The organism is Yersinia rochesterensis (genome assembly GCF_003600645.1).
In the GTDB taxonomy this organism is placed as follows: domain Bacteria; phylum Pseudomonadota; class Gammaproteobacteria; order Enterobacterales; family Enterobacteriaceae; genus Yersinia; species Yersinia rochesterensis.
Window position 1 is genome coordinate 2,830,562 of the sequence record NZ_CP032482.1, and the last position, 21,888, is coordinate 2,852,449.

The following is a 21,888-nucleotide window of genomic DNA, read 5'->3' on the forward strand; positions in this document are numbered from 1 at the left end:
ACTCCTTCACTAACCTACTGCGGGTTGTACTCGTCAGACTTCAAGCCGCATGTGCATTGACCACGCCGCAATAGAAAATCAATTACAGATGAGGAGCGCCGACACTCGCAATTTCTTCGGCAGTCAGTGGGCGATACTCACCGGGTGCTAAATCATCATCAAGTTTGATGTCGCCAATACGTTCACGATGCAGTTCCAGCACACGATTTCCGACCGCACCAAACATGCGTTTTACCTGATGGTAGCGCCCTTCACTGATAGTCAAACGCACTAGCTGAGGCTCGATAACTTCAAGCTGCGCCGGTTTCGTCAATGATTTTTCGTTATGCAACTGTACGCCGTCAGTAAACTGCTGCGCCGTATCATCAGCAACCGGGTGTTCCAGTGTCACCAAATAGGTTTTTTCGCAATGATGGCGTGGAGAGGTAATGCGGTGCGACCATTGACCATCGTCGGTCATCAGCACCAGCCCGGTGGTGTCGATGTCTAACCGCCCTGCCGCGTGAAGCTTATAAGCCACGGGTTCATCAAGGAAATACAGCACGGTTGGGTGATCCGGGTCTTCTGTTGAACACACATAACCCTGCGGTTTGTTCAGCATAAAATAACGTGGGCCAACTGTCTGTTGTAATGGGTTGCCATCAAATCTCACGTCTTGTTCTGGCGTCAGCTTAATGGCACCACTTTTGACTATTTCGCCATCAACAGTGACGCGTTTTGCCCGTAGCTCGCGCGCGACCAACGCCCGGCTAACCCCTAATTGCTGAGATAAAAACTTGTCCAATCGCATTAAATCTACTTTGCCTGTTGTCTTGTCGTGCCACAGAGGGGCGCGATACCCGCACTTACACCTGCCAATGATGACAGAATGCTAATAATACGGTGTGAAATTAATTAAACAGTATAGCGGCGGTTGCCCTATCATCCTAGGAACAGTTACGCAAAAAGCCGTTATTGAGAAACAGCTTATCTGCACGGCATCGCCCCCTCGCGCAGGCCGCCACACACGGGCATAATAATAGAAAGCCTTGAAGATAATAATAGAAAACCTTGAAGATAAATGGCACTTATACGTTGAAAGTAAATGTTACGTCACAGGAAAGTGCCGCAAGCAATGAATGAGTTTAACCAATTGAGAATAATGACAAAAATCATCTGGCAGGCGCATTAATGGCTTTTACACTACGCCCTTATCAACAAGAAGCGGTGGATGCGACGCTAGCTTATTTTCGTCGCCATACCGAACCGGCGCTCATTGTCTTACCCACTGGCGCAGGTAAAAGTCTGGTTATTGCTGAATTAGCAAAACTGGCGCGTGGGCGTGTTTTGGTACTAGCGCATGTCAAAGAACTGGTGGCGCAAAATCATGCCAAATATTGTGCTTATGGTTTAGAAGCAGACGGTTTAGAGGCCGATATTTTTGCCGCTGGCCTGCAACAACGCCAAAGTGAGGGGAAAGTGGTTTTTGGCAGTGTGCAATCCGTGGCACGGAATCTGTCACTGTTTGATAGTGCCTTTTCGCTGCTCATTATCGATGAATGTCATCGAATCAGTGACGCAGATGACAGCCAATATCAGCAAATTATTCAGCATTTACGCACGACTAACCCGCGTTTACGTTTGCTGGGACTGACGGCGACCCCTTACCGCTTGGGCAAAGGCTGGATTTACCAATTCCACTATCACGGTATCACTCGAGGTGATGGGAAATCCCTATTCCGCGATTGTATTTATGAATTGCCCCTGCGTTATATGATTAAGCACGGTTTTCTGGTGCCACCGGAGCGGCTGGATATGCCGGTCGTGCAATATGATTTCAGTCGGTTGACCAGCAATAGCGACGGCATGTTCCGTGAAGCGGATTTAGACCGCGAGCTTAAACAGCAGCAAAGAATCACCCCACATATTGTTAGTCAGATAGTTGAATATGCCGCCCATCGCCGTGGCGTGATGATTTTTGCCGCCACTGTCGAACATGCCAAAGAAGTCTACGGGCTACTCCCCAAAGGCCAGGCGGCGCTGGTGAGTGCCGGAACGCCCCCCGCCGAGCGGGATGCTTTAATCACTGCTTTTAAGCAGCAGAAATTACATTATTTGGTGAATGTGGCGGTCTTAACGACCGGTTTTGATGCCCCACATGTTGATTTGATTGCAATTCTTCGCCCAACCGAATCCGTCAGCTTGTATCAACAAATTGTTGGGCGCGGCTTGCGGCTCTCGCCGGGCAAAGAAGATTGTCTGATTCTGGATTATGCCGGCAATCCCCACGACCTTTTCACCCCAGAAGTGGGTACCAGCAAACCCCACACCGGCAGCCAGCCAGTACAAGTCTTTTGCCCAGACTGCGGTTTTGCCAATATTTTCTGGGGAAAATGCACCGAATCCGGCGAGATTATTGAGCATTATGGCCGCCGCTGTCAGGGCTGGTTTGAAGATGATGATGGCGCACGAGCCCAATGTGATTACCGCTTCCGCTTTAAATCCTGCCCACATTGCGGGGCGGAAAATGATATTGCCGCCCGCCGCTGTCATCAGTGTCAGGAGGTGCTGGTCGACCCCGATGATATGCTGAAAGCTGCCCTGAAATTAAAGGACGCGCTGGTATTGCGTTGCGGTGGAATGAGTTTGGAAAGTGGCCAGGATGTAAAAGGCGAATGGCTAAAAATCACTTATTACGACGAAGATGGCACCGATACCAGTGAGCGTTTTCGCTTAACTACCGCCGCCCAGCGGATGGCATTTGAGCAAGTTTTCCTGCGCCCTCATCAACGGGCGCCTGGGGTTACACTGAAATGGCAAACTGCCGCCGATATCATCGCTCAGCAGGCGCTACTGCGTTATCCGGATTTTGTGGTCGCCCGCCGCCGTGGACAATGGTGGCAAATCAGGGAAAAGGTTTTCGATTATCAGGGACGTTTTAGGCGGGCTGACTCTCTCGCCTAAGCCGCATTAAGCCTGATAAATTCATAGTTTCGTTTGCTGTCTGGCCGATATTTCGCTAGAATGTCGCCCGCTTTGCTCTGGGTTTACCCAAGTAAAGCCGAGTATCGAACCTGTTGCTGGGTCGCCTGTAGCAGGGTTAATTTTCTTTAAGAGAAAACAAAATGACCACTATCAATGTAGAAGTACGAAACGACCAGGGTAAGGGTGCGAGCCGCCGCCTGCGTGCAGCAAATAAATTTCCGGCAATCATTTACGGTGGTTCAGAGGCAGCAATCGCTATCACTCTTGATCATGACACCACCAAGAACCTTGAATTGAAACCGGGCTTTTATGATTCAGTACTGACTTTGGTTGTCGACGGTAAAGAAACCAAAGTTAAAGTACAGGCTGTTCAGCGTCACGCTTTCAAGCCAAAACTGACTCATATCGACTTCGTTCGCGTTTAATCGCGTCGCTTTCGATATTCGGGACGCCGAAATAAAAAACGCCGCTTCTGCGGCGTTTTTTATTAGCTGAATAAAGTCATGGTGCAAACAATTACTTCTTACCCGCATTGCGCTGTAGCTGATCACGCAGATTGGGAGGAGTGCCTTTAATGGTCAAGGTGTCCGTCGCCGCATCCCAAAAAATACGCTCGCCCAGTAACAACGCATCAAAATTGATACTCAACCCACCGCCACTACCTGCAAACTTGGTCAACTGACGCAAAGTGCTGCGATCTGCCGGGAAACTCTCTTCCAATGCATAACCCTGCTCAGCAGAGAATTGTTGGAAATCTTTTTCGCCCAACTTTGGTAACTCTTGCGAAAGCTCCTGCAAGGCAATTTCTTCACCGGCCTGCAACTGCTCATTACAATAGCTATAAACCTGCTGACGATAAGCCTGGCGCTCATTTTTACCCAGCTCGGCATCCGCACAATAATCATCAACCGCCTGTAATAAACCACGGTTTTGCGCTTTAGTATCCAGACCTTCACTTGCGGCCAAGAAATCCATAAAGAAATCAGATACTTTACGCCCTACTCGCCCTTTCAAGAAAGTCAGATAACGGGTTGATTCCGGGTTGTTTTCCCATTCAGTTAAATCAATACGGGCCACAATATCAGCACGATTGATATCAAGATAATGAGTCGTGCTCAGGTCAAGTTGCTCATTCACCCGCATGCTATTACAGCTGCTTAGCACTGAAATCAGTAAATATTCCACCGCCAGATAGCGGTATTGGCAAAACAGTACCACGCCACCTTCAGCAAACGGATATTTGGCTAACTCATCGCGTAAACGCCCGGTTGCCGCACGACTAAAGCTGAGGAAATCTTCATCACCCTTACGGCTCCGTTTCAGCGCGTCAGCCAGCTCACTTTGTTCATTAAACAACCCATAAGCTTTGCTTTTGGCACTGTAAACCCGATGCAGCTCGGCCATCATTTCTTCAACTACAGCATTGGCTGGTAACAACGAATCGCGCAATACCACATCAAGCGTTTGTTCATCACGTTTGATAAGCTGATGTAAGGCTATCTGGTCAATATCCAGACTCATGATAAATACTCCTTTTGGCTAGGGCCGTATTCAATCACTGATGCCTGAGAGCTGCAACTCAAAAGCTATCTCGGCCCCCAATTAATGGCTAATGATTCTTAATGCTATAAAATAGCGGAAAAGCGCGTCTCTATACGGTAAGATATGGGACTTTGTCAGGTGTTGAGCACAATTTCTATGCCACAATCATCCCGTTATAGCGACGAACACGTTGAAAAATTGCTGTCAGAATTAGTCAGCGTACTGGAAAAACACCGTACCCCAACCGATCTTTCTTTGATGGTTTTGGGAAATATGGTAACAAATCTGATCAATACCAGCATTGCTCCTGCGCAACGCAAAGTATTGGCTCGTTCTTTCGCTGAAGCCCTCCAAGCTTCAGTACGTGAAGATAAAGCTCATTAATTTACCGGCCAAGACTACAATCTCAATATGGTGACAAATCGTCAGCGCTATCGTGAAAAAGTCTCCCAGATGATCAGCTGGGGGCACTGGTTCGCCCTGTTTAACATCCTGTTCAGCTTGGCGCTGGGTAGCCGCTATTTGTTTATCTCCGATTGGCCTTCATCGCTGATTGGCCGTGTCTATGCCCTTGTCAGTTGGCTTGGGCACTTTAGTTTTATTGTTTTTGCTGCCTATTTATTGGTGATATTCCCACTGACTTTTGTGGTGATGTCGCAACGGCTACTCCGTTTCCTTTCCGCCGCCTTTGCCACTGCGGGCTTAACCCTGCTTCTGGTAGATACCGAGGTTTTCACCCGCTTCCACTTGCATCTTAACCCCGTAGTATGGGAGTTAGTGGTTAACCCGGATCAAACTGAGCTGGCGCGTGATTGGCAATTGATGTTTATTGCCGTGCCGGTCATTTTTCTTGTCGAGATGCTTTTCGGTACCTGGGCATGGCAAAAACTACGCAGTCTCAACCGACAGCGCTTTGTAAAGCCGCTGGTTGCCGTGTTTATTTCCGCCTTCTTTGCCTCACATCTGATTTATATCTGGGCAGATGCTAATTTCTATCGCCCCATCAGTATGCAGCGCGCGAACTTACCGCTCTCCTATCCGATGACAGCGCGTAAATTCCTTGAGAAACATGGTCTGCTTGACCAAGAGGAATATCAGCGGCGCTTGGTAGAACAAGGTAATCCAGATGCATTGACCGTTGAATATCCCCTCAGCCCGATCGCCTTTAGCGACAAAGGCAGCGGTTATAATCTGTTATTAATTGTGGTTGATGGCATCCGTGCCAATAGCCTGCAAAAAGACATGCCAGTTTTGGCTGAATTCGGCCATTCAAACATCCAATTTGACCAGCATTACAGCTCGGGTAATCGTCAGGATACCGGGCTGTTTGGGCTGTTTTACGGTATTTCCCCAACCTATTTAGATGGTGTTCTTTCTTCACGTAAACCTTCTGCATTCATCACGTCATTGAGTGCTCAAGGCTATCAGTTTGGATTGTTCTCATCCGATGGTTTTGCCTCGCCGCTCTATCGCCAGGCGTTGTTATCTGATTTCACCTTACCTGCCCCGGCAGAACAAACTGACAGCGAAACTACAGCACAATGGCAACAATGGCTGTCCACACTGAATAATAATACGCCGTGGTTCTCATACATTAACCTTAACGGGTCAATTGAAGCGCAAGATCCTGTTGTTGGTCATAAAGTTGCCACGCCAGCCGATTTTATTCGCCATTATAAAACGGGTGCAAAAGATGTGGATCAGCAGATTGCGACCATTCTGGATACGCTAAAACAACGCGGACAACTCGATAAAACCGTAGTTATTATTACTGCCAGCCATGGTGTCGAATTTAATGATAGCGGCAATGATAGCTGGGGGGCTGGCAGCAGCTTTAATCGTCAACAGTTGCAAGTCCCGTTAATCGTCCATTGGCCGGGCACGCCCGCACAGAAAGTGAACAAGTTAACCAACCACGAAGATATTATGACCACACTGATGCAGCGGCTATTGCACGTTAAAACCGCAGCAGAGGATTATTCGCAAGGGGAAGACTTATTCGCCGCACAACGCAACAACAACTGGGTAGCGACGGGCGATAATGGCACTCTGGTTATCACTACACCAACACAAACGATTGTGTTAGATAATAATGGTGGATACCGGGCTTATGACGAGCAAGGTAATGAAATTAAAGATGAAAAACCACAACTCCCATTACTGTTGCAAGTGCTGACTGATATAAAACGTTTTATTGCGAACTAGCTCTAAAAACCGAGCCATGGGCGCTTAAAAAACCAGCAAACGATTTTGACAAGTCTTGCATTAGTCACTGCAAAATGTAGTATAAATGCCACTGTATCGGCATGTAGCGCAGCTTGGTAGCGCACCGTCATGGGGTGTCGGGGGTCGGAGGTTCAAATCCTCTCATGCCGACCAAAATACCCTAAGAAAACCAATCCGTTAGGGTTGGTTTTTTTGTTTGTGGGGTTTGGTGATGGTAAAAAAATGGTAAAGCCCCAACTACATACGTCGAGGTTAAGTCAGTAATGAACTGATTGTTTCTACTGTCTGATTATATGTTCCATCATTTCACTTGGTTTAAAGAAAAAATATTCCTGGAAATGCGAGCTGCCCCTAAACAAATTGCTGCGCAATGCGGGTTTCAAGCTAACAATATTCTGGCAATGTTATAAGCCGCCCATATGGTTGAGCGGCTTTCTCTGATAAAAAGCTTGTCGAGGAATTAGAGTTCTTCACCATTGCTGGCAATAACTTTCTTATACCAGCCAAAACTCAATTTACGCGAACGCGCCATCGTGCCAGTCCCATCATCATTTTTATCCACGTAGATAAAGCCATAACGTTTGCTGTATTCACCTGTCGTGAATGATACACAGTCGATGCAGCCCCATGGGGTGTACCCCATCAAGTCCACGCCATCTTCAAACACCGCTTTTTTCATTTGCTCAATATGGGCTTTGAGATACGCAATGCGGTAATCATCGTGAACCATGCCGTCATCAGCAACGTGGTCGATAGCACCAAAGCCATTTTCAACAATAAATAGCGGCTTTTGGTAACGCTCATACAATACGCTCAGTGAATAACGCAAGCCGACAGGATCAATCTGCCATCCCCAATCAGATGCTTTAACATGAGGATTAGGTACACTGCCCTCAAAGCCGGAAAGAGAATGTCCACTCCCCGGATGGGTTGCAGAAACCGCATTACTCATGTAATAACTCAGCCCCATGTAATCCGCGCAACCTTCACGAAGAATGTCGAGATCACCCTCTTCCATATTAATAGTGAAACCGCGACGCGCCCATTCATTCAGAATGTAGGAAGGATAGTAACCACGCATATGAACATCACCGAATAGATAACGCTCACGCATAGCTTCTACTGAATACATCATGTCATCTGGATGGCAAGAGAATGGATATAGCGGCACCATCGCGACCATACAGCCAATTTTGAATTCTGGATTAATGGCGTGGCCCAGTTTGACCACTTTGGCACTGGCCACAAACTGATGATGCAGAACCTGATACATTGTTTCTTCAGGGTTTTCTTGTTCAGTGAACACCACACCAGAGCAGCAATAACCAAATAACGGATACTTCCAGTTACGTTGGTTATTGATCTCATTGAATGTCATCCAATATTTGACTTTGCTTTTATAGCGCTCCATGACCACTTCACTGAATTTCACGAAGAAGTCGACCACTTTCCGATTTTTCCAGCCACCGTATTCTTTAACCAAGTGCCATGGCATTTCGAAGTGAGACAACGTAATCACCGGTTCAATACCGTATTTCAGTAGCTCATCAAACATATCATCGTAAAATTGCAGACCAGCCTCATTCGGTTGCTGCTCATCACCTTTCGGGAAAATGCGCGTCCAGGCAATGGAAGTTCGGAAGCATTTGAAGCCCATCTCAGCAAACATTGCGATGTCTTCTTTGTAATGACCATAAAAATCAACCGCTTCATGATTTGGATAGCGATAACCGTCTTGCACACCATCAGTTATCACACGGTCAACACTGTGTGAGCCACCGGACAATACATCGGCAATACTTATACCTTTGCCGCCTTTATCCCAGCCGCCTTCAACCTGATGCGCTGCAACTGCGCCGCCCCATAAAAAATCTTTCGGTAATTGTTTGTGGCTCATAAATTTATTCCTTAGTACTGCGGGCAATCGTTCACCCTGAAAATGGAAATCAATGACGGGTGATAGCCCGTCCGAACATTAAATATTTTAACCCTGATTCATTTGCGCCTGAACAAGTGGTGCATCGGATGTTTTAGCACTGCTTGATTGTGCAACATTTTCTGTCTCATCCGTAAACCCAACCAACCAAGTGAAAACGGCACCCAAGACGAAAGCAACAGTGATTGATAGCAAGAATCCCAGGAACTGTGTCATATGCCCTTCTTTAAAGAAGACTGGCAGTACTGCGATACCGGGCAGGCAATAACTCCATGACACAGCATTAAAACTCCCTGCAATAGCCCCGCCGATCCCCCCAGCAGCACAACTGCATAAGAAAGGTTTTTTTAAGCGTAATGCCACACCGTAAATAGCCGGTTCGGTAATACCGAATAAAGCCGTAATCCCTGCTGACAATGAAATTCCTTTCATTTCACTGTTGCGCGTTTTTAAATAAACGCCGAACATGGTTCCGGCCATAGCAAAGACCGCAGAGGCTTGCAAACCAGTGAAAGTGTCATAACCCAATGTAGCATAGTTACCCACAGTGACTGGGGTGATACCCCAATGAACACCCAATGTAACTAATGGTTGCCAGAATGCCCCAACCATAAACCCTGCTATCGCTGGGCTGAGGTTATAAAGTGTATTGTAAACACCACCAATAGCCCCACCTATCAAGTTACCCACCGGGCCAAATACCAGCAGGGTTAATGGCACCATAATGGCAATACAGAACATCGGGGTAAACAGATTACGCACCACCATCGGCAGCACTTTTTCACAGAAGCGCTGCACATAAGACATCGCCCAAACCATCAAAATGATCGGGATAACCGAGGCGGTGTAGCTCAGGTATTGCACGGGAATACCGAAGAAATCCAAAGTAGGTGATGACAAAGGAATACCGGCGATGGTATTCAAAATATGGGCAACCTGCGGATTATTCAGTGCTTCATGCATCAATTGCTGAACCGCAGGATCGGCTGAGTTCACCGTGACGATTTTGTTGGCCGTGAGCATGTTCATATAATCTGGGCTGATCAGCGCACATGCAGTAATAACGGCGGTGAAAGGGTTAACATTGAATTTCTTGGCGGCAGTAAAGGCTACCATCACTGGCAGGAAGGTAAAACCGGTCCAGGAAACAAAGTTTAGAATACGATAAGTGCCGCTGGCGGCATCCATCCAACCTATCGCGGCAAGGAAAGAAATAATCCCTTGTAAAATACCGCAAGCAGCCAGTGGATAAAGGAACGGCGCAAAAATACTCGAGATAATATCCATTAAGCGACTAACAATACCGACTTTAGGTGCTGCCACCGGCGCGCTTTCATCAATATTAATCAGGTTCATCACATGCTTATAAGCATCACCGACGTGGTTACCAATAACCACTTGCATTTGCCCACCCGCTTCAATGACGGTAATAACCCCTTTAACACGATTTAATTTTTCTTTATCGACAGCTTTATTATCTTTCAATATAAAGCGTAAACGCGTTGCACAATGTGTGACGGTAATCACATTATTATCGCCGCCGATATATTTAATAATTTCTTGGGCGGTCAATGAGTAATCAATTGCCATTATTAGTCTCCTGCCACGAGTGCTGAGTATAAGATAAACAGAGTGTTCCCGGGTTATTATTAATATTCTTTTTCGATTGAGGCTGAAGTTTAACAAAAAGAAAAGCGAAGTCACGATATAACAAAAACCGTGACTTGGAATATGTAACATGTAAAAAACACCCTGTTTTATCGAGTGTTTTTATTAATTAACTTGGAGAGTTTCTTACCGATAGTCTCAATAATATATAATACTGGAATCTGAGTGGTAATATTATATTGGCCTTCCAATACAATAGGTGGCATATGGTAGGAAATATTTAAATCCGCCATCTTAGCCAATGTTGAGTTATCACTGTTGGTTAAGCTAATAATTTTGCAATTCTGCAAGCTGAACTGATTAGCAATACGAATAATTTCCTCGGTCTCACCAGAGACAGAGAAAATAATCGCAATCGCATCCTGATACATGTCACTATTAATCGGATAATAGGGATCGTCAATATAAGTGCTGTACTTACCTATATTAGAGAAGAAACGTGCGCTGTATTTCCCTAATGCACCAGATGTTCCTATTCCAACAAAAATTATTCGGCGTGTAGCGGCTATTTGAGCTGCTACCGTATCAAGTAACTCATCAAATTCGCTATTATTGATACTTTTAAAATAGCTAATTATTTCACTGATACCAAAAGTAACAGGTGGTTTTTCATCATGTTCTAAATACAGTTTAAAACGAATACGGAATTCAGAGTAACCATCACAATTCATTTTTTTGCAGAAACGTAAAACCGTGGTCGTCGATACTCCCGCAGCATCCGCCAATTCTCTGATGGTCATGTACATCACTTTATCAGTATTTTTTATGATGTAGTTATAGACGATCAATTCCAGTTCGTTCAGCGATGATATTTCTTTATATGTAAACATACTGGTACCTGAAACGATGCTATGGCTTGAGATGGGTAAATTTAGCATGAAATGAGCGGACTCACGAGGGCGTTATGCGGGAATGGGGAGGGGGGGGCGGCGAGTGAACATACCGGGCCGTTCAGCCCGGTCTATTACAGTAAATAATCCTGCATTATTACTGTGGCGTGACAGGCCGATTGATATCAGGGGCGGTTGACAGGTCGATTCGGCTTAATAGCACACGATAAGTTTTCCATGCTGTGAGTTGTTCTTTATCATCGCCAGTTGCTAATTAACACACGATATTGGCATTGATTTGGTCATTGAAGTCACTGATAGAAACGCCGCCACCGCCCCAACAACTTTTTTGCGTCGCATTGGGGTCATGTCAGTCCTCCATTTTGTGTAATGCGTCATAACATACCGCAATGGCGGCTGGAATATTTTCTACTGTTTTATTGCGCAGAAAATCTCGTAACATTTCAGTTCTACGTTGTTCTTCTTTAATTATTGCGTCTTTTTCTCGTAAATTAACATAATAGGTTTTGACAGTAAAAATCATGCTAATCACGGTGCCGAGAATAAAGATATAATCTTGTAAACTCAGGGCCGAGAATAATGCCAGTGACCCAGTCCACCAATACGGAAGCTGACTTTGTTCATTCATTTATGACCTCTCTCCATTACACTGGCGTGTATGACTAACAGAAACAGGAAAGCCCCGGCAATGCGGGGCTTTCCTGTTATTCAATCAGTGTGTAACTAACCAGTGATATCACACTAATACACTTTTTTCAGGCCACGTTAATGTTTTTTCATAAATATGTAAGTTTTCTATCAGCGGGTTCATTTCTAGTTTCACATTCAGCACCGCAGGTAATTTGATATTATTGCTAACGGTAATAAAATTGACTCATGAAAAAGAAGCCATTAACGCCAAAATAATTACCAGTATAAACAAGTAGATAAGATATCATCTAAAAACAATTATTTAACCTCATTCTGCACTAACATGGTGAAAACCAGGTTGTTTTACACAAAATAGAACTGTATATTAACACAGTATTTTTAACTTAGGAAAGAAGCGATGCGAGTTGAATTAATTTATGACAAACGGAATGTCGCCGGCCTGGCTAACGCCAATGAAATGATCAAAGCAGAATTGACCAAGCGCGTACACCAAGTGTTCCCCAATGCAGAGGTTAAGGTCAAACCAATGCAAGCTAATGGCATTAATACCGATGCGAGTAAACAAGAGAAATCTGTGCTCAATCGTTTGGTAGAAGAGATGTTTGATGAAGCAGATCAATGGTTAGTGAGTGAGTTTTAACCCCGATTAAGCCGGGTAACCCAGCCCGGCTCATATCAATTTTAATTGATCAGTCATCGTTATAATTAATTATATTTAAACACTTAATTTTATTTTAATCTTTAATTAACAATTTTAAATCCCTCTCAATGTTAACTTCCGCATGAAGCTTTAAACAAATTAAAGGTTAATAATGAAAGTTAATATTACAGTAAAAAAAAACCTCAGCATATTCATGCTACTCGCCTTATCTCACTCTGCGGTAGCCAGTTATCATACTAAGATAACTGATAGTTTGACTGTCAGTACCTCACTGGGGTTATTAAATACAGAATCAAATGAATATGTTTATGACCGAAACAGCCGAAAAATAAGTCAGTTAGATTGGAAAGCTGAGAATACCCCGATTGTTAAAATAGATATCTCATGGGATGTGTTATCACGTTTAACTTTCACCGCTCGCGGGTGGTCTACATTATCATCAAGCAAAGGCACTATGGATGATTATGATTGGAATCAGACAAACCAAACCAAGTGGACGGATTGGTCTCATCATGAAAAAACCCATTTGAACTATGCTAACGAAATTGATCTGAATGCAAAGTTTTGGTTTTTAAAACAAGACAATTATCGTATTGGTTTGATGAGTGGCTATCAACGTAATAACAATGATTGGACCGCCTATGGTGGAAACTATCATTACAACAATGGTAACAATATTTTTACAGCTTCAGATACCGTTGCAGCAATCGGTTATAAACAAAATTTTGATATGACCTACATTGGTTTAGCTGGAAGCTATCATTATCAAAAATTTGAGTTTAATACCTCGCTGAAATATAGCCGTTGGGTCAATGCCAATGCACAGGATGAACATTATTCACGCAAACTTTCCTTCAAAGACAGCAGCAAAAACTCGCGCTATTACGCAGTCGTGGTGGATGCGGGATATTATATCACCCCAAGGACCAAATTATTTGTAGAAGCTGCCTGGAATCAATACACCGAAGGGAAAGGAACAACGCAAATCCTCAACCGGAATACCGGCACATCACAAAATAATCTTGATGGCTCAAGCATCGCGCAGAAAAATCAAACTATCGCCATGGGATTTCTGTACACTTTTTAACCCATCGATATACAAGTAATAACAAATCATCAGCATCAGTGTCGTGTGAAATAGCCTATTTCAGCGGTATTGATGCTGATTTTGTATTTTAAATATCACTATTTTTTTCAACTTTATTTTAATTTTTACGGCTACGTTAGGTTTGCAAGAATAGTCAAGTTTCTGTTTTTATTGAATATCATTATCAACAAAATTCTCCTACCTTGTCACCATTACATAAAGAAGAATTAACAATGGTGCATAAATGGAAGTTTGTTACTGTGACTCACCTCAAGTTTTTCTATATCACGCCGTTACTTGAATTATGCCCTCCCCTACATTTAGGACGCTCTATGCTTGATTCCATTCGTTCACGTATTCTGGCTGCCTGTATCATCATCGTGGCTGGTTCGCTTGCCATTAATACTTATTTTAACTACTCCGTTGCCAACAAATATAACAATAGTGCTATCGATAATACCTTGAAGGCGGTAACTGCCAGCCATGGGGTTGGGATTGCAGATTGGGTGGCGATGAAAACACAGATGATTGTGTCGCTTAAAGAAAGCGCATTGGCAGCAGACCCTATTGCAGCTTTACGCCAAGTGGCTGCGGCGGGTAACTTTATTAACGTTTATATCGGTTACGCAAATAAGACGGCTATTTTTTCTAATCCAGATGGCATTCCTGCTGACTATGATCCCACCGGTCGCCCTTGGTATTTACAAGCAGTGAAAGCGGGTAGCCCAGTGGTGCCCCCCCCTTATATTGATGCAGGAACTAATCAATTAGTCGTGACTTTTGCCTTGCCTATTATTCAGGATGGCAATGTGAAAGGGGTATTAGCTGCCGATGTCACCATGGACAGCGTGATTACAAACGTAAAATCTATCCATCCAACAGAGGGTAGTTTTGGTATGTTAATTGATGCTAACGGCACAATTATCGCCCATCCAGACGTGCAATTAACCCTAAAACCGCTGAGTGAAATCGCGCCGACATTGGATCTTAAAGCCCTGTTGACCGCAACCGCCCCTACCGCGGCTGAGATTGATGGCAGCACTAAGTTGTTACTTGCACAAGCGGTCCCCGGCACTCAGTGGTTTACTGTCGTCGCGCTGGACAAAGCCCACGCCACTGCCGGTATGCGCTCATTATTGACCACATCCCTGGTAACCCTGATTGTCATCATCTTAATTGCCATTGTCATTATTAGCCTGATTACCCAGCGCGCCCTGACACCACTGAATCATGTCCATAAGGCTATGGATGCTATCAGTTCTGGCTCGGAAGATTTAACCCAGCGCTTGCCGGTAGAAGGCCGTGATGAAATGGCCAAAATAGCCATTTCATTCAATAAATTTGCTGACAAACTCAGCGGCGTTATGGCGCAGATCCGCAATACCAGCGAATCTGTCAGCATTGCGGCGAATGAAATTGCGGCAGGTAATCAGGATTTGTCTGGCCGAACAGAGTCAGCCGCTGCCAGTTTGCAACAAACCTCGGCAGCACTCGAACAAATCTCAGCAACCGTGGCGCAATCTGCCAGTGCGGCAAGGCAAGCTAATACCGCGGTTCTCTCAGCCGCCAATGATGCTTCTCGTGGTGGCGAAGTTATCGCGAAAGTTATCACGACCATGGAGTCTATTGAGGCGGCTTCGGGCAAAATCGGGGATATTACCAGTGTCATTGATGGCATCGCTTTCCAGACCAATATTCTGGCACTGAATGCGGCAGTAGAAGCTGCGCGCGCCGGTGAGCAAGGTCGTGGATTTGCCGTGGTGGCGGGAGAAGTTCGCACCTTAGCGCAACGCAGCGCACAAGCGGCAAAAGAGATTAAAACCCTGATTGACTCGACGGTGAGCAGTGTTGCCTCTGGCTCCGGTCAGGTGCGGCAAGCCAGTAATACCATGACCGAGATTGTGAGCAGTGTATCTGATGTCACGACAATTATGTCAGAAATCACTAATGCGGCAGATGAACAAATGCGCGGTATTAATGAGATAAATAGCGCAGTGACTCAATTGGATACCATGGTGCAACAAAATGCCGCATTGGTGCAGGAATCAACCGCGGCCTCTGCTGCATTACAAGCCCAGGCGGCTGATTTGACCAGTGCCGTGAACCAATTCAAGATCTAATGCCCTTTCGTTGCAGCGAGTGACATTCAACCCGCTGCAACGCCCTACTCAAGCATTATCCTACTCAAGCACTATCCGCGCGCCAATTTTAAGCGGTGCGAAATTGTCTGGCGCAACCCCGGCTTCTGTCAACGCGAGCTTCAGCTGTTGTGGCGGTTCATCCAGAGATTCATCGGCCAACTCAAACACCCCCCAGTGGATAGGCACCGTCACAGGTTGCTGTAATTGTTTAAATAACTGCACTGATTGCTGCGGATCCATATGCTGCGCGTTCATAAACCAACGCGGGGCATAAGCACCAATCGGCAATGCCGCATAGTTAAATGGCCCCAATCTTTCACCAATGGTCAGTAATTGCGGGCTATACCCCGTGTCACCGGTGAAATAGAAATTGATTTCATCGCGCTTAACCACCCAGCCCGACCACAAACTTTGGTTACGATCCCAAGGTGTGCGCATGCTCCAATGCCGCGCGGGCACACAATGAAACTCAAATTCGGCGGCAAGATGGCTATCCCACCAATCTAATTCATGAACATGGCGAGCACCATGCTGCAGAAACCAACTTTTCAGCCCCAGTGGCGCTAAAAAAGTCACGTCGGGGAAACGGCATAATAATTGGGTAATGGTTCTGACATCCAAATGGTCATAATGATTGTGAGAAATCACAACTACATCAATATGCGGCAACTCCTTTACGCTGGCAGGTGCAGGTGTCCTGCGCTCTGGGCCGTAAAAATTGAGCGGCGAAGCCCGGCTGGACAGCACGGGATCAAACAGCACAGTTTTGCCACTTACACGCAATAATAACGAAGCATGTCCCAGCCACCACAAAGCATCTTGTTGGCCGCTGAAATCTGCCGGTTGCCACCAGTCAGTGACAAACTGTGCATAACCTTGCTGCGGGGGTTTCGGTAAGGACTGGCGCTTTCGCTCCTCACGCCAGCGTTTCAGATCCTGCGAATGATGGACAACTGGCTCCAGATTCTGAAATCCAAACTCTGTATGGTGTGGCTTACTGGCATCATAATAAGGGTTTTTCTTCGCCATTTTACGTCCTTCACTGCTAGCCACTCTTGCAGCCAGAATTCATTCATGGGCCATGCCCGTAACACTTCACACTTCACACTTCACACTTCACACTTGCCCAATATGAATACTTTCACCCGGTGGGCAAGTTGTCAGAATAATAAGATTTAATGCCAATGATGATATTTCAGAAAACTGATTTAAATCTTGCCACACTTATCACGGTCACGATTGTCATAAGCAGGCATTATCACTCATTCATATTCTTATAGATATTTTGTTTTTTACTGAATATTTCCACCTCTCTACTAAATTGATTCATATCAATTTTTACTGTGATACGCGCTATTTCTGGCGACAAAACCCTTTTTCGTGATCCAACGCTCATTTTTAACGGCAACACTCCTTTATAAACAAAACGATTATCCATTATTAATGAAACATTGTTTTAATTTGAGGTGGCGGTAAGAATGAGTAAAGCTATTACAACAAGACATACGTTGGCGTATGGGAGCGCTAACTTACTGGGGAGCGGGGCGCTGGCAATCAGTGGTGCCTGGCTGATGTATTTCTACACCACCTTTTGCGGGCTGTCGGTGGTAGAGGCGGCCACTATTTTTTCAATCGCCAGTATTCTCGATGCAATCAGTAACCCGGTAATGGGTTATATCACTGATAACTTTTACAATACCCGACTTGGCCGTCTATTTGGCCGCCGGCGCTTCTTTATCTTGCTGGGTATTCCACTGGTATTGGTCTATCCAATGCTGTGGATGAGCGGATTTGGTTTCTGGTATTACTTGCTGACCTACGCATTGTTTGAACTGATTTATACCTCCATCATGGTGCCGTATGAAACACTGGCGACCGAGATGACCACTGATTTTGCCAAACGCTCAAAATTAACCGGTTCTAAAGCTATTTTCGGCAAGGTCGCCAACTTCCTGGCGGCTTTTATCCCCGGCCAGTTTATTGCTATTTATGGTAAAGATTCCGCAACGCCTTTCCTCTATACCGGTATCGCCTACGGCTTGATTATGTGCTGCGCCATGATTTGGCTTTACAGCTCATCCTGGGAGCGCCCGGCCAGCGAAGTGGTGAGAGAAACCACTAGCAGTTTGGGCCAAGCCTTGAAAAAAATGTGTGTGGATATGGCCTCCACTTTCCATCTGCGTATTTTCCGCAAACATCTGGGCATGTACCTGTTCGGTTTTGGTGCTGAATGGTTGTTCGCGTCTGCATTCACATACTTTATTATTTTTGGTCTGGGCCAGGATGCAACGCTGGTTTCTCAGCTCAACAGTTTCAGTTCAATCATGCAGTTGATTTCTACCGCTATCTTTATCGGTATTTGCGTCAAAATGGGCTTTGCTCGCCCGTTCCGCATTGCCTTGCAAGTGGTGATTGTCAGTGTGATTGCCTATGCGGCGCTCTATTTCACCGGTTGGTCTCAAGCCACGACAGTGATTGTGTTGTTCTGCATCACTGCTGTTTTCGGTTTAAGCACCGGCGGTATCTACTACATTCCATGGACGGTTTATACTTTCTTGGCGGATGTGGACGAAGTGTTGACGGGGCGTCGCCGTGAAGGGATTTATGCTGGCGCCATGACATTCGCTGGCAAAATGGTGCGCTCAATTATTGTCTTCGCTATGGGCTGGACATTAAGCCACTTTGGTTTTGTTTCCGGCCAATCCAGCCAGCCAGAAATGGCAGTGCAAGCCATTGTCGGGGTGTTTGCTATCGGCGTTATCTCACTGGCACTGGTGGCAATCTATTACACTACGCAGATGAAACTGGACCGCAAAAATCATAAGATTCTGCTGGAAGAAATTGATCGGATTAAAAACGGTGGTGCCATGGCAGATATTCCGGCTCATGCCAGAGCGGTAGCGGAAGAGCTCACCGGCTGGAAGTATGAGCAGTGCTGGGGGAATAACCCGCTTGGCATGAAAGAATCATCCAATGTGATCCCTAAGCCGGTCACTGAAAGTTAATTAATCTCGATAGTTACCCCAAACCGCAACGGCCCTGCCCGCTGCGGTTTTTTATCCCCGTCCTTATCCCCGTAATGTAAATTATTCGTCTGTTTGAAAATTTCAGCATGTTTTATACAAATATCCGATTACTATAAGTCTATGACTGTTATTTTGCTTTTTGATCATGGACAAAAGATTGCTGAAACATTTTTCTTCCCCGTTACTGGCCGCGGCTCTGTTCACTATCCCACTGCACGGCTACGCCAACACCGAGCTTTTGACATCACAAGTTGTTGATCAATATGCCGAACATATCTTCTATAACAGCGGGGCCATGGGGATGGCGCTGGTCGTTATTGATAATAATCAAGTAGTTAACCGCAGTTTTGGCGAAACCAAGCCCGGTAACAATTTGCGCCCACGGCCAGATTCATTGATCCGCATTGCCTCTATTACCAAGCTGATGACCAGTGAGGTGATGGTAAAACTGGCTGAGGATGGCACAGTAAAATTAACTGACCCTTTGCAAAAATGGGCCCCTAAAGGAGCCAAAGTCCCAGCTTATAATGCGAAACAGCCGATGACTTTGCTCAATCTGGCCAGCCACACCAGCGGCCTGCCTCGTGAACAGCCCGGTGGCCCGCAAAAAAGGCCGGTGTTTACCTGGCCGACCAAAGATAACCGCTGGCAATGGTTGAAACTGGCCAATATGACTGTGCCCCCTGGTGTGAAAGCGGCTTATTCCAATTTGGCTTACGATTTGCTGGCAGACGCGCTATCACGCGCCTCCGGGAAACCTTATACCAGCTTATTACGAGATAAAATCACCGCACCGCTGGGTATGCGAAACACCACCCTCACCCCAACGGCAGAGCAATGTAGCCGTTTGATGATCGGCGTGGGCAGCAGCCGCTGTGAAAACACCATAGCGGCGGCGGGCAGTGGCGGGGTTTACTCGACACCAGAAGATATGCAGCGCTGGATGCAGCAATTCTTAGCTTCCAATAACAACGCACGTAAAAGCACAGCCAAACGTGAACAAGCGCTGTATTTCCAACGTCGCGATTTGGTTTCATTAAAAGGGATGGATGTTGCCGGTCAGGCCGATGCGCTGGGGCTAGGCTGGGTCTACATGGCACCAAATGCTGAACTGCCGGGCATCATGCAGAAAACCGGTGGCGGTGGCGGATTTATTACTTATATGGCGATGATCCCCGAGAAGAATATTGCGGTTTTCGTGGTGGTCACCCGCACGCAACTGACGAAATTCACCAATATGAGTGATGGCGTGAATCGGTTGGTCGCGCAGTTAGCGAAGAATAGCTGACTCAATCAGCGGTAGCGAGGAATCCTGCCGCAACTCAAATTTGTCGGAAAGCAAAAAGCCCGTTATCTTATTCAGATAACGGGCTTTTAATTGGTGCCGGCACCAAGAGTCGAACTCGGGACCTACTGATTACAAGTCAGTTGCTCTACCAACTGAGCTATGCCGGCGTAATTTGGCGGAAGGATAGAGATTCGAACTCTAGGACCTGTTACAGTCGACGGTTTTCAAGACCGTTGCCTTAAACCACTCGGCCATCCTTCCAATGAGCGGGATTATCATCTATAGCGTGATGATATGTCTAGTGTTTCATTCAAAAAAAATGGAAATTTAGTTCGTTTGGTTAAACTTCATGCCAAAAGTGGTTAAAAAAAAGCAAATCGCTTAAAAATACGCCCATATATAAATGGGTGGCTCAGCAGACCAACAGCAAATGGCGGGCACAAAAAACGCGGCCAAGTGACCGCGTTTTATCAGAACCTCTCCTGTCAGCAGGATTAGAACTGGTAAACCAAACCAACCGCTACGATATCATCAGTATTGATACCTGCGTTTTTGGTGAAGTTGTTTTCATCCAATAGGTTGATTTTGTAATCAACATAGGTGGACATGTTTTTGTTGAAGTAGTAAGTCGCACCAACATCAACATACTTCAGCAGATCCTGGTCACCATAGCCGTTGCCAAGGTCTTTACCTTTAGATTGCAGGTAAGCCACGGATGGGCGCAGGCCGAAATCAAACTGATACTGAGCCACTAACTCGATGTTTTGCGCTTTGTTAGCAAAGCCTGAGTCGGTGTTATTATTGAAGTTACCGAAGCGAGTCAGGTTGTAAGTCTGGGCATAAGTTGCGGCCAGATAGACGTTGTTCGCGTCATATTTCAAACCACCGGTGTATGCATCCGCGCGGTCACCATGGCCAAATGCCAGTTTATTCTGGTCATCAGTACGTTTAGAACTGGCCATTGCAGCAGATGCGCTCACGCCCCAGCCCAAATCATAAGATACGGACATACCGTAGCCGTCACCATTCTGGCCTTGTACATCACGGCCATTATTGGTTTCAGTACCGCTGCCATTTTTGCCCTGATATTGCAGAGCAAAGTTCAGACCATCCACCAGGCCAAAGAAGTTGCTGTTACGGTAAGTCGCCATGCCGTTACCACGTTGTGACAAGAAGTTGTCAGCACCGTAAGTATCACCACCGAATTCTGGCAGAACGTCAGTCCATGAGGTTACGTCATACAGCACACCATAGTTACGGCCGTAGTCGAAAGAACCAAAATCAGTAAATTTCAAACCAGCAAAGCCAACACGGGTGAAGTTACCTTGGTCTTGGTTTTCCGCTTTATTTAGATTTGCTTGATATTCCCACTGGCCGTAACCGGTCAGTTGGTCACTAATTTGTGTTTCGCCTTTCAGGCCAAAACGCATGTAAGACTGGTCGCCATCTTTGCTTTTGTCGTCAGAAAAATAATGCAGGCCATCGACTTTACCGTACAGATCCAGCTTGTTGCCGTCTTTACTGTAAATTTCAGCCGCGCCTGCGCTACCGGCAACTAATAAAGCAGGAACCAGCAGGGAAAGAACTCGAAGTTTCATCGTTATTATCCTCTAATTATTAGATCTAACTATGCCACTGCTCTTATGAGCATATTTTCCCAATAGGGTTATTCTATTGTGGTAATAATATTAGGATTAATCTATACAGAAAATGCTACGAAGTTTCGGATAATGTTTCATATGTCTATAAAGTATTTCAATATGTTAATATTGGCGAACTTTAACAGAATTTAAAAACACTAAAAAATATAGCACACATAATCAATAAATAATTTTTACCATATTAAT

At 45.6% G+C, this 21,888-nt stretch carries 18 protein-coding genes and 3 tRNA genes; 10 read left to right on the plus strand and 11 right to left on the minus strand.

The window, feature by feature from the left end; all coding sequences use genetic code 11:
* Positions 1–82: 82 nt before the first annotated feature.
* Positions 83–790, minus strand: coding sequence for a 16S rRNA pseudouridine(516) synthase RsuA (rsuA, locus tag DXZ79_RS13230; protein WP_038631932.1), 708 nt, complete (start codon positions 788–790; stop codon positions 83–85).
* 380 nt (positions 791–1,170) lie between these two features.
* On the opposite strand from rsuA, the gene radD reads away from it, so the two are divergent.
* Both radD and rplY read left to right on the plus strand, forming a co-directional pair.
* Positions 1,171–2,943, plus strand: a complete 1,773-nt coding sequence (gene radD / locus DXZ79_RS13235) for a DNA repair helicase RadD (protein ID WP_038631930.1) — start codon at positions 1,171–1,173, stop codon at positions 2,941–2,943.
* Between the two features lie 161 nt (positions 2,944–3,104).
* Entirely contained in the window at positions 3,105–3,389 is a 285-nt protein-coding gene (gene rplY / locus DXZ79_RS13240; RefSeq protein ID WP_038631928.1) for a 50S ribosomal protein L25, read from the plus strand.
* Positions 3,390–3,480: 91 nt separating this feature from the next.
* Here the strand turns inward: rplY and yejK are convergent, their stop codons facing one another.
* Positions 3,481–4,485: a nucleoid-associated protein YejK gene (yejK, locus tag DXZ79_RS13245; protein WP_038631926.1), complete on the minus strand. Its 1,005-nt coding sequence runs from the start codon at positions 4,483–4,485 to the stop codon at positions 3,481–3,483.
* Positions 4,486–4,662: 177 nt separating this feature from the next.
* On the opposite strand from yejK, the gene DXZ79_RS13250 reads away from it, so the two are divergent.
* From DXZ79_RS13250 to DXZ79_RS13260, 3 genes are all read left to right on the plus strand, one after another.
* Positions 4,663–4,890, plus strand: a complete 228-nt coding sequence (locus DXZ79_RS13250; RefSeq protein WP_004389481.1) for a YejL family protein — start codon at positions 4,663–4,665, stop codon at positions 4,888–4,890.
* 27 nt (positions 4,891–4,917) lie between these two features.
* The gene (yejM, locus tag DXZ79_RS13255; RefSeq protein WP_038631923.1) at positions 4,918–6,711 is read left to right on the plus strand and encodes an LPS biosynthesis-modulating metalloenzyme YejM; all 1,794 of its coding nucleotides are present in this window, start codon (positions 4,918–4,920) and stop codon (positions 6,709–6,711) included.
* A 97-nt stretch (positions 6,712–6,808) separates the two neighbouring features.
* A tRNA-Pro gene (locus tag DXZ79_RS13260) sits at positions 6,809–6,885 on the plus strand.
* Between the two features lie 307 nt (positions 6,886–7,192).
* On the opposite strand, the gene DXZ79_RS13265 is transcribed toward DXZ79_RS13260, so the two are convergent.
* The 5 genes from DXZ79_RS13265 to DXZ79_RS13285 form a co-directional block, all read right to left on the minus strand.
* Complete coding sequence (locus DXZ79_RS13265) at positions 7,193–8,629, minus strand: 6-phospho-beta-glucosidase (protein ID WP_038631921.1); 1,437 nt, start codon at positions 8,627–8,629, stop codon at positions 7,193–7,195.
* An 87-nt stretch (positions 8,630–8,716) separates the two neighbouring features.
* Entirely contained in the window at positions 8,717–10,258 is a 1,542-nt protein-coding gene (locus tag DXZ79_RS13270) for a PTS transporter subunit EIIC (protein ID WP_050291319.1), read from the minus strand.
* Positions 10,259–10,425: 167 nt separating this feature from the next.
* Complete coding sequence (locus DXZ79_RS13275) at positions 10,426–11,166, minus strand: MurR/RpiR family transcriptional regulator (protein ID WP_038631917.1); 741 nt, start codon at positions 11,164–11,166, stop codon at positions 10,426–10,428.
* A gap of 157 nt (positions 11,167–11,323) precedes the next feature.
* On the minus strand, positions 11,324–11,389 hold the full coding sequence (locus tag DXZ79_RS21325; RefSeq protein ID WP_404273970.1) for a tail fiber assembly protein: 66 nt from the start codon (positions 11,387–11,389) through the stop codon (positions 11,324–11,326).
* A 147-nt stretch (positions 11,390–11,536) separates the two neighbouring features.
* Positions 11,537–11,815: a hypothetical protein gene (locus tag DXZ79_RS13285; RefSeq protein ID WP_038631916.1), complete on the minus strand. Its 279-nt coding sequence runs from the start codon at positions 11,813–11,815 to the stop codon at positions 11,537–11,539.
* Positions 11,816–12,235: 420 nt separating this feature from the next.
* Here DXZ79_RS13285 and DXZ79_RS13295 point away from each other — a divergent pair, with 420 nt between their 5' ends.
* The 3 genes from DXZ79_RS13295 (at position 12,236) to DXZ79_RS13305 (ending at position 15,706) form a co-directional block, all read left to right on the plus strand.
* The gene (locus DXZ79_RS13295) at positions 12,236–12,478 is read left to right on the plus strand and encodes a DinI family protein (protein WP_038631914.1); all 243 of its coding nucleotides are present in this window, start codon (positions 12,236–12,238) and stop codon (positions 12,476–12,478) included.
* A gap of 172 nt (positions 12,479–12,650) precedes the next feature.
* The gene (locus tag DXZ79_RS13300; protein WP_038631912.1) at positions 12,651–13,586 is read left to right on the plus strand and encodes an omptin family outer membrane protease; all 936 of its coding nucleotides are present in this window, start codon (positions 12,651–12,653) and stop codon (positions 13,584–13,586) included.
* A gap of 332 nt (positions 13,587–13,918) precedes the next feature.
* Positions 13,919–15,706: a methyl-accepting chemotaxis protein gene (locus tag DXZ79_RS13305; RefSeq protein WP_120011328.1), complete on the plus strand. Its 1,788-nt coding sequence runs from the start codon at positions 13,919–13,921 to the stop codon at positions 15,704–15,706.
* Between the two features lie 60 nt (positions 15,707–15,766).
* On the opposite strand, the gene DXZ79_RS13310 is transcribed toward DXZ79_RS13305, so the two are convergent.
* Entirely contained in the window at positions 15,767–16,756 is a 990-nt protein-coding gene (locus tag DXZ79_RS13310) for an MBL fold metallo-hydrolase (RefSeq protein WP_038631908.1), read from the minus strand.
* A 449-nt stretch (positions 16,757–17,205) separates the two neighbouring features.
* Between DXZ79_RS13310 and DXZ79_RS13315 the strand changes: the two genes are divergently transcribed.
* Both DXZ79_RS13315 and ampH read left to right on the plus strand, forming a co-directional pair.
* Positions 17,206–18,732, plus strand: coding sequence for an MFS transporter (locus DXZ79_RS13315; protein WP_038631906.1), 1,527 nt, complete (start codon positions 17,206–17,208; stop codon positions 18,730–18,732).
* A gap of 166 nt (positions 18,733–18,898) precedes the next feature.
* Positions 18,899–20,041 carry a D-alanyl-D-alanine-carboxypeptidase/endopeptidase AmpH gene (ampH, locus tag DXZ79_RS13320; protein ID WP_038631904.1) on the plus strand — a complete coding sequence of 381 codons (1,143 nt, stop codon included), beginning with the start codon at positions 18,899–18,901 and terminating at the stop codon, positions 20,039–20,041.
* Between the two features lie 91 nt (positions 20,042–20,132).
* Here ampH and DXZ79_RS13325 read toward each other — a convergent pair.
* The 3 genes from DXZ79_RS13325 to DXZ79_RS13335 form a co-directional block, all read right to left on the minus strand.
* Positions 20,133–20,208, minus strand: a tRNA-Thr gene (locus DXZ79_RS13325).
* Between the two features lie 6 nt (positions 20,209–20,214).
* Positions 20,215–20,302: transfer RNA gene (locus DXZ79_RS13330), tRNA-Ser, on the minus strand.
* A gap of 233 nt (positions 20,303–20,535) precedes the next feature.
* A complete protein-coding gene (locus DXZ79_RS13335) occupies positions 20,536–21,639 on the minus strand; it encodes a porin OmpC (RefSeq protein WP_038631902.1) in 1,104 nt (367 codons plus the stop codon).
* Between the last annotated feature and the right edge of the window lie 249 nt (positions 21,640–21,888).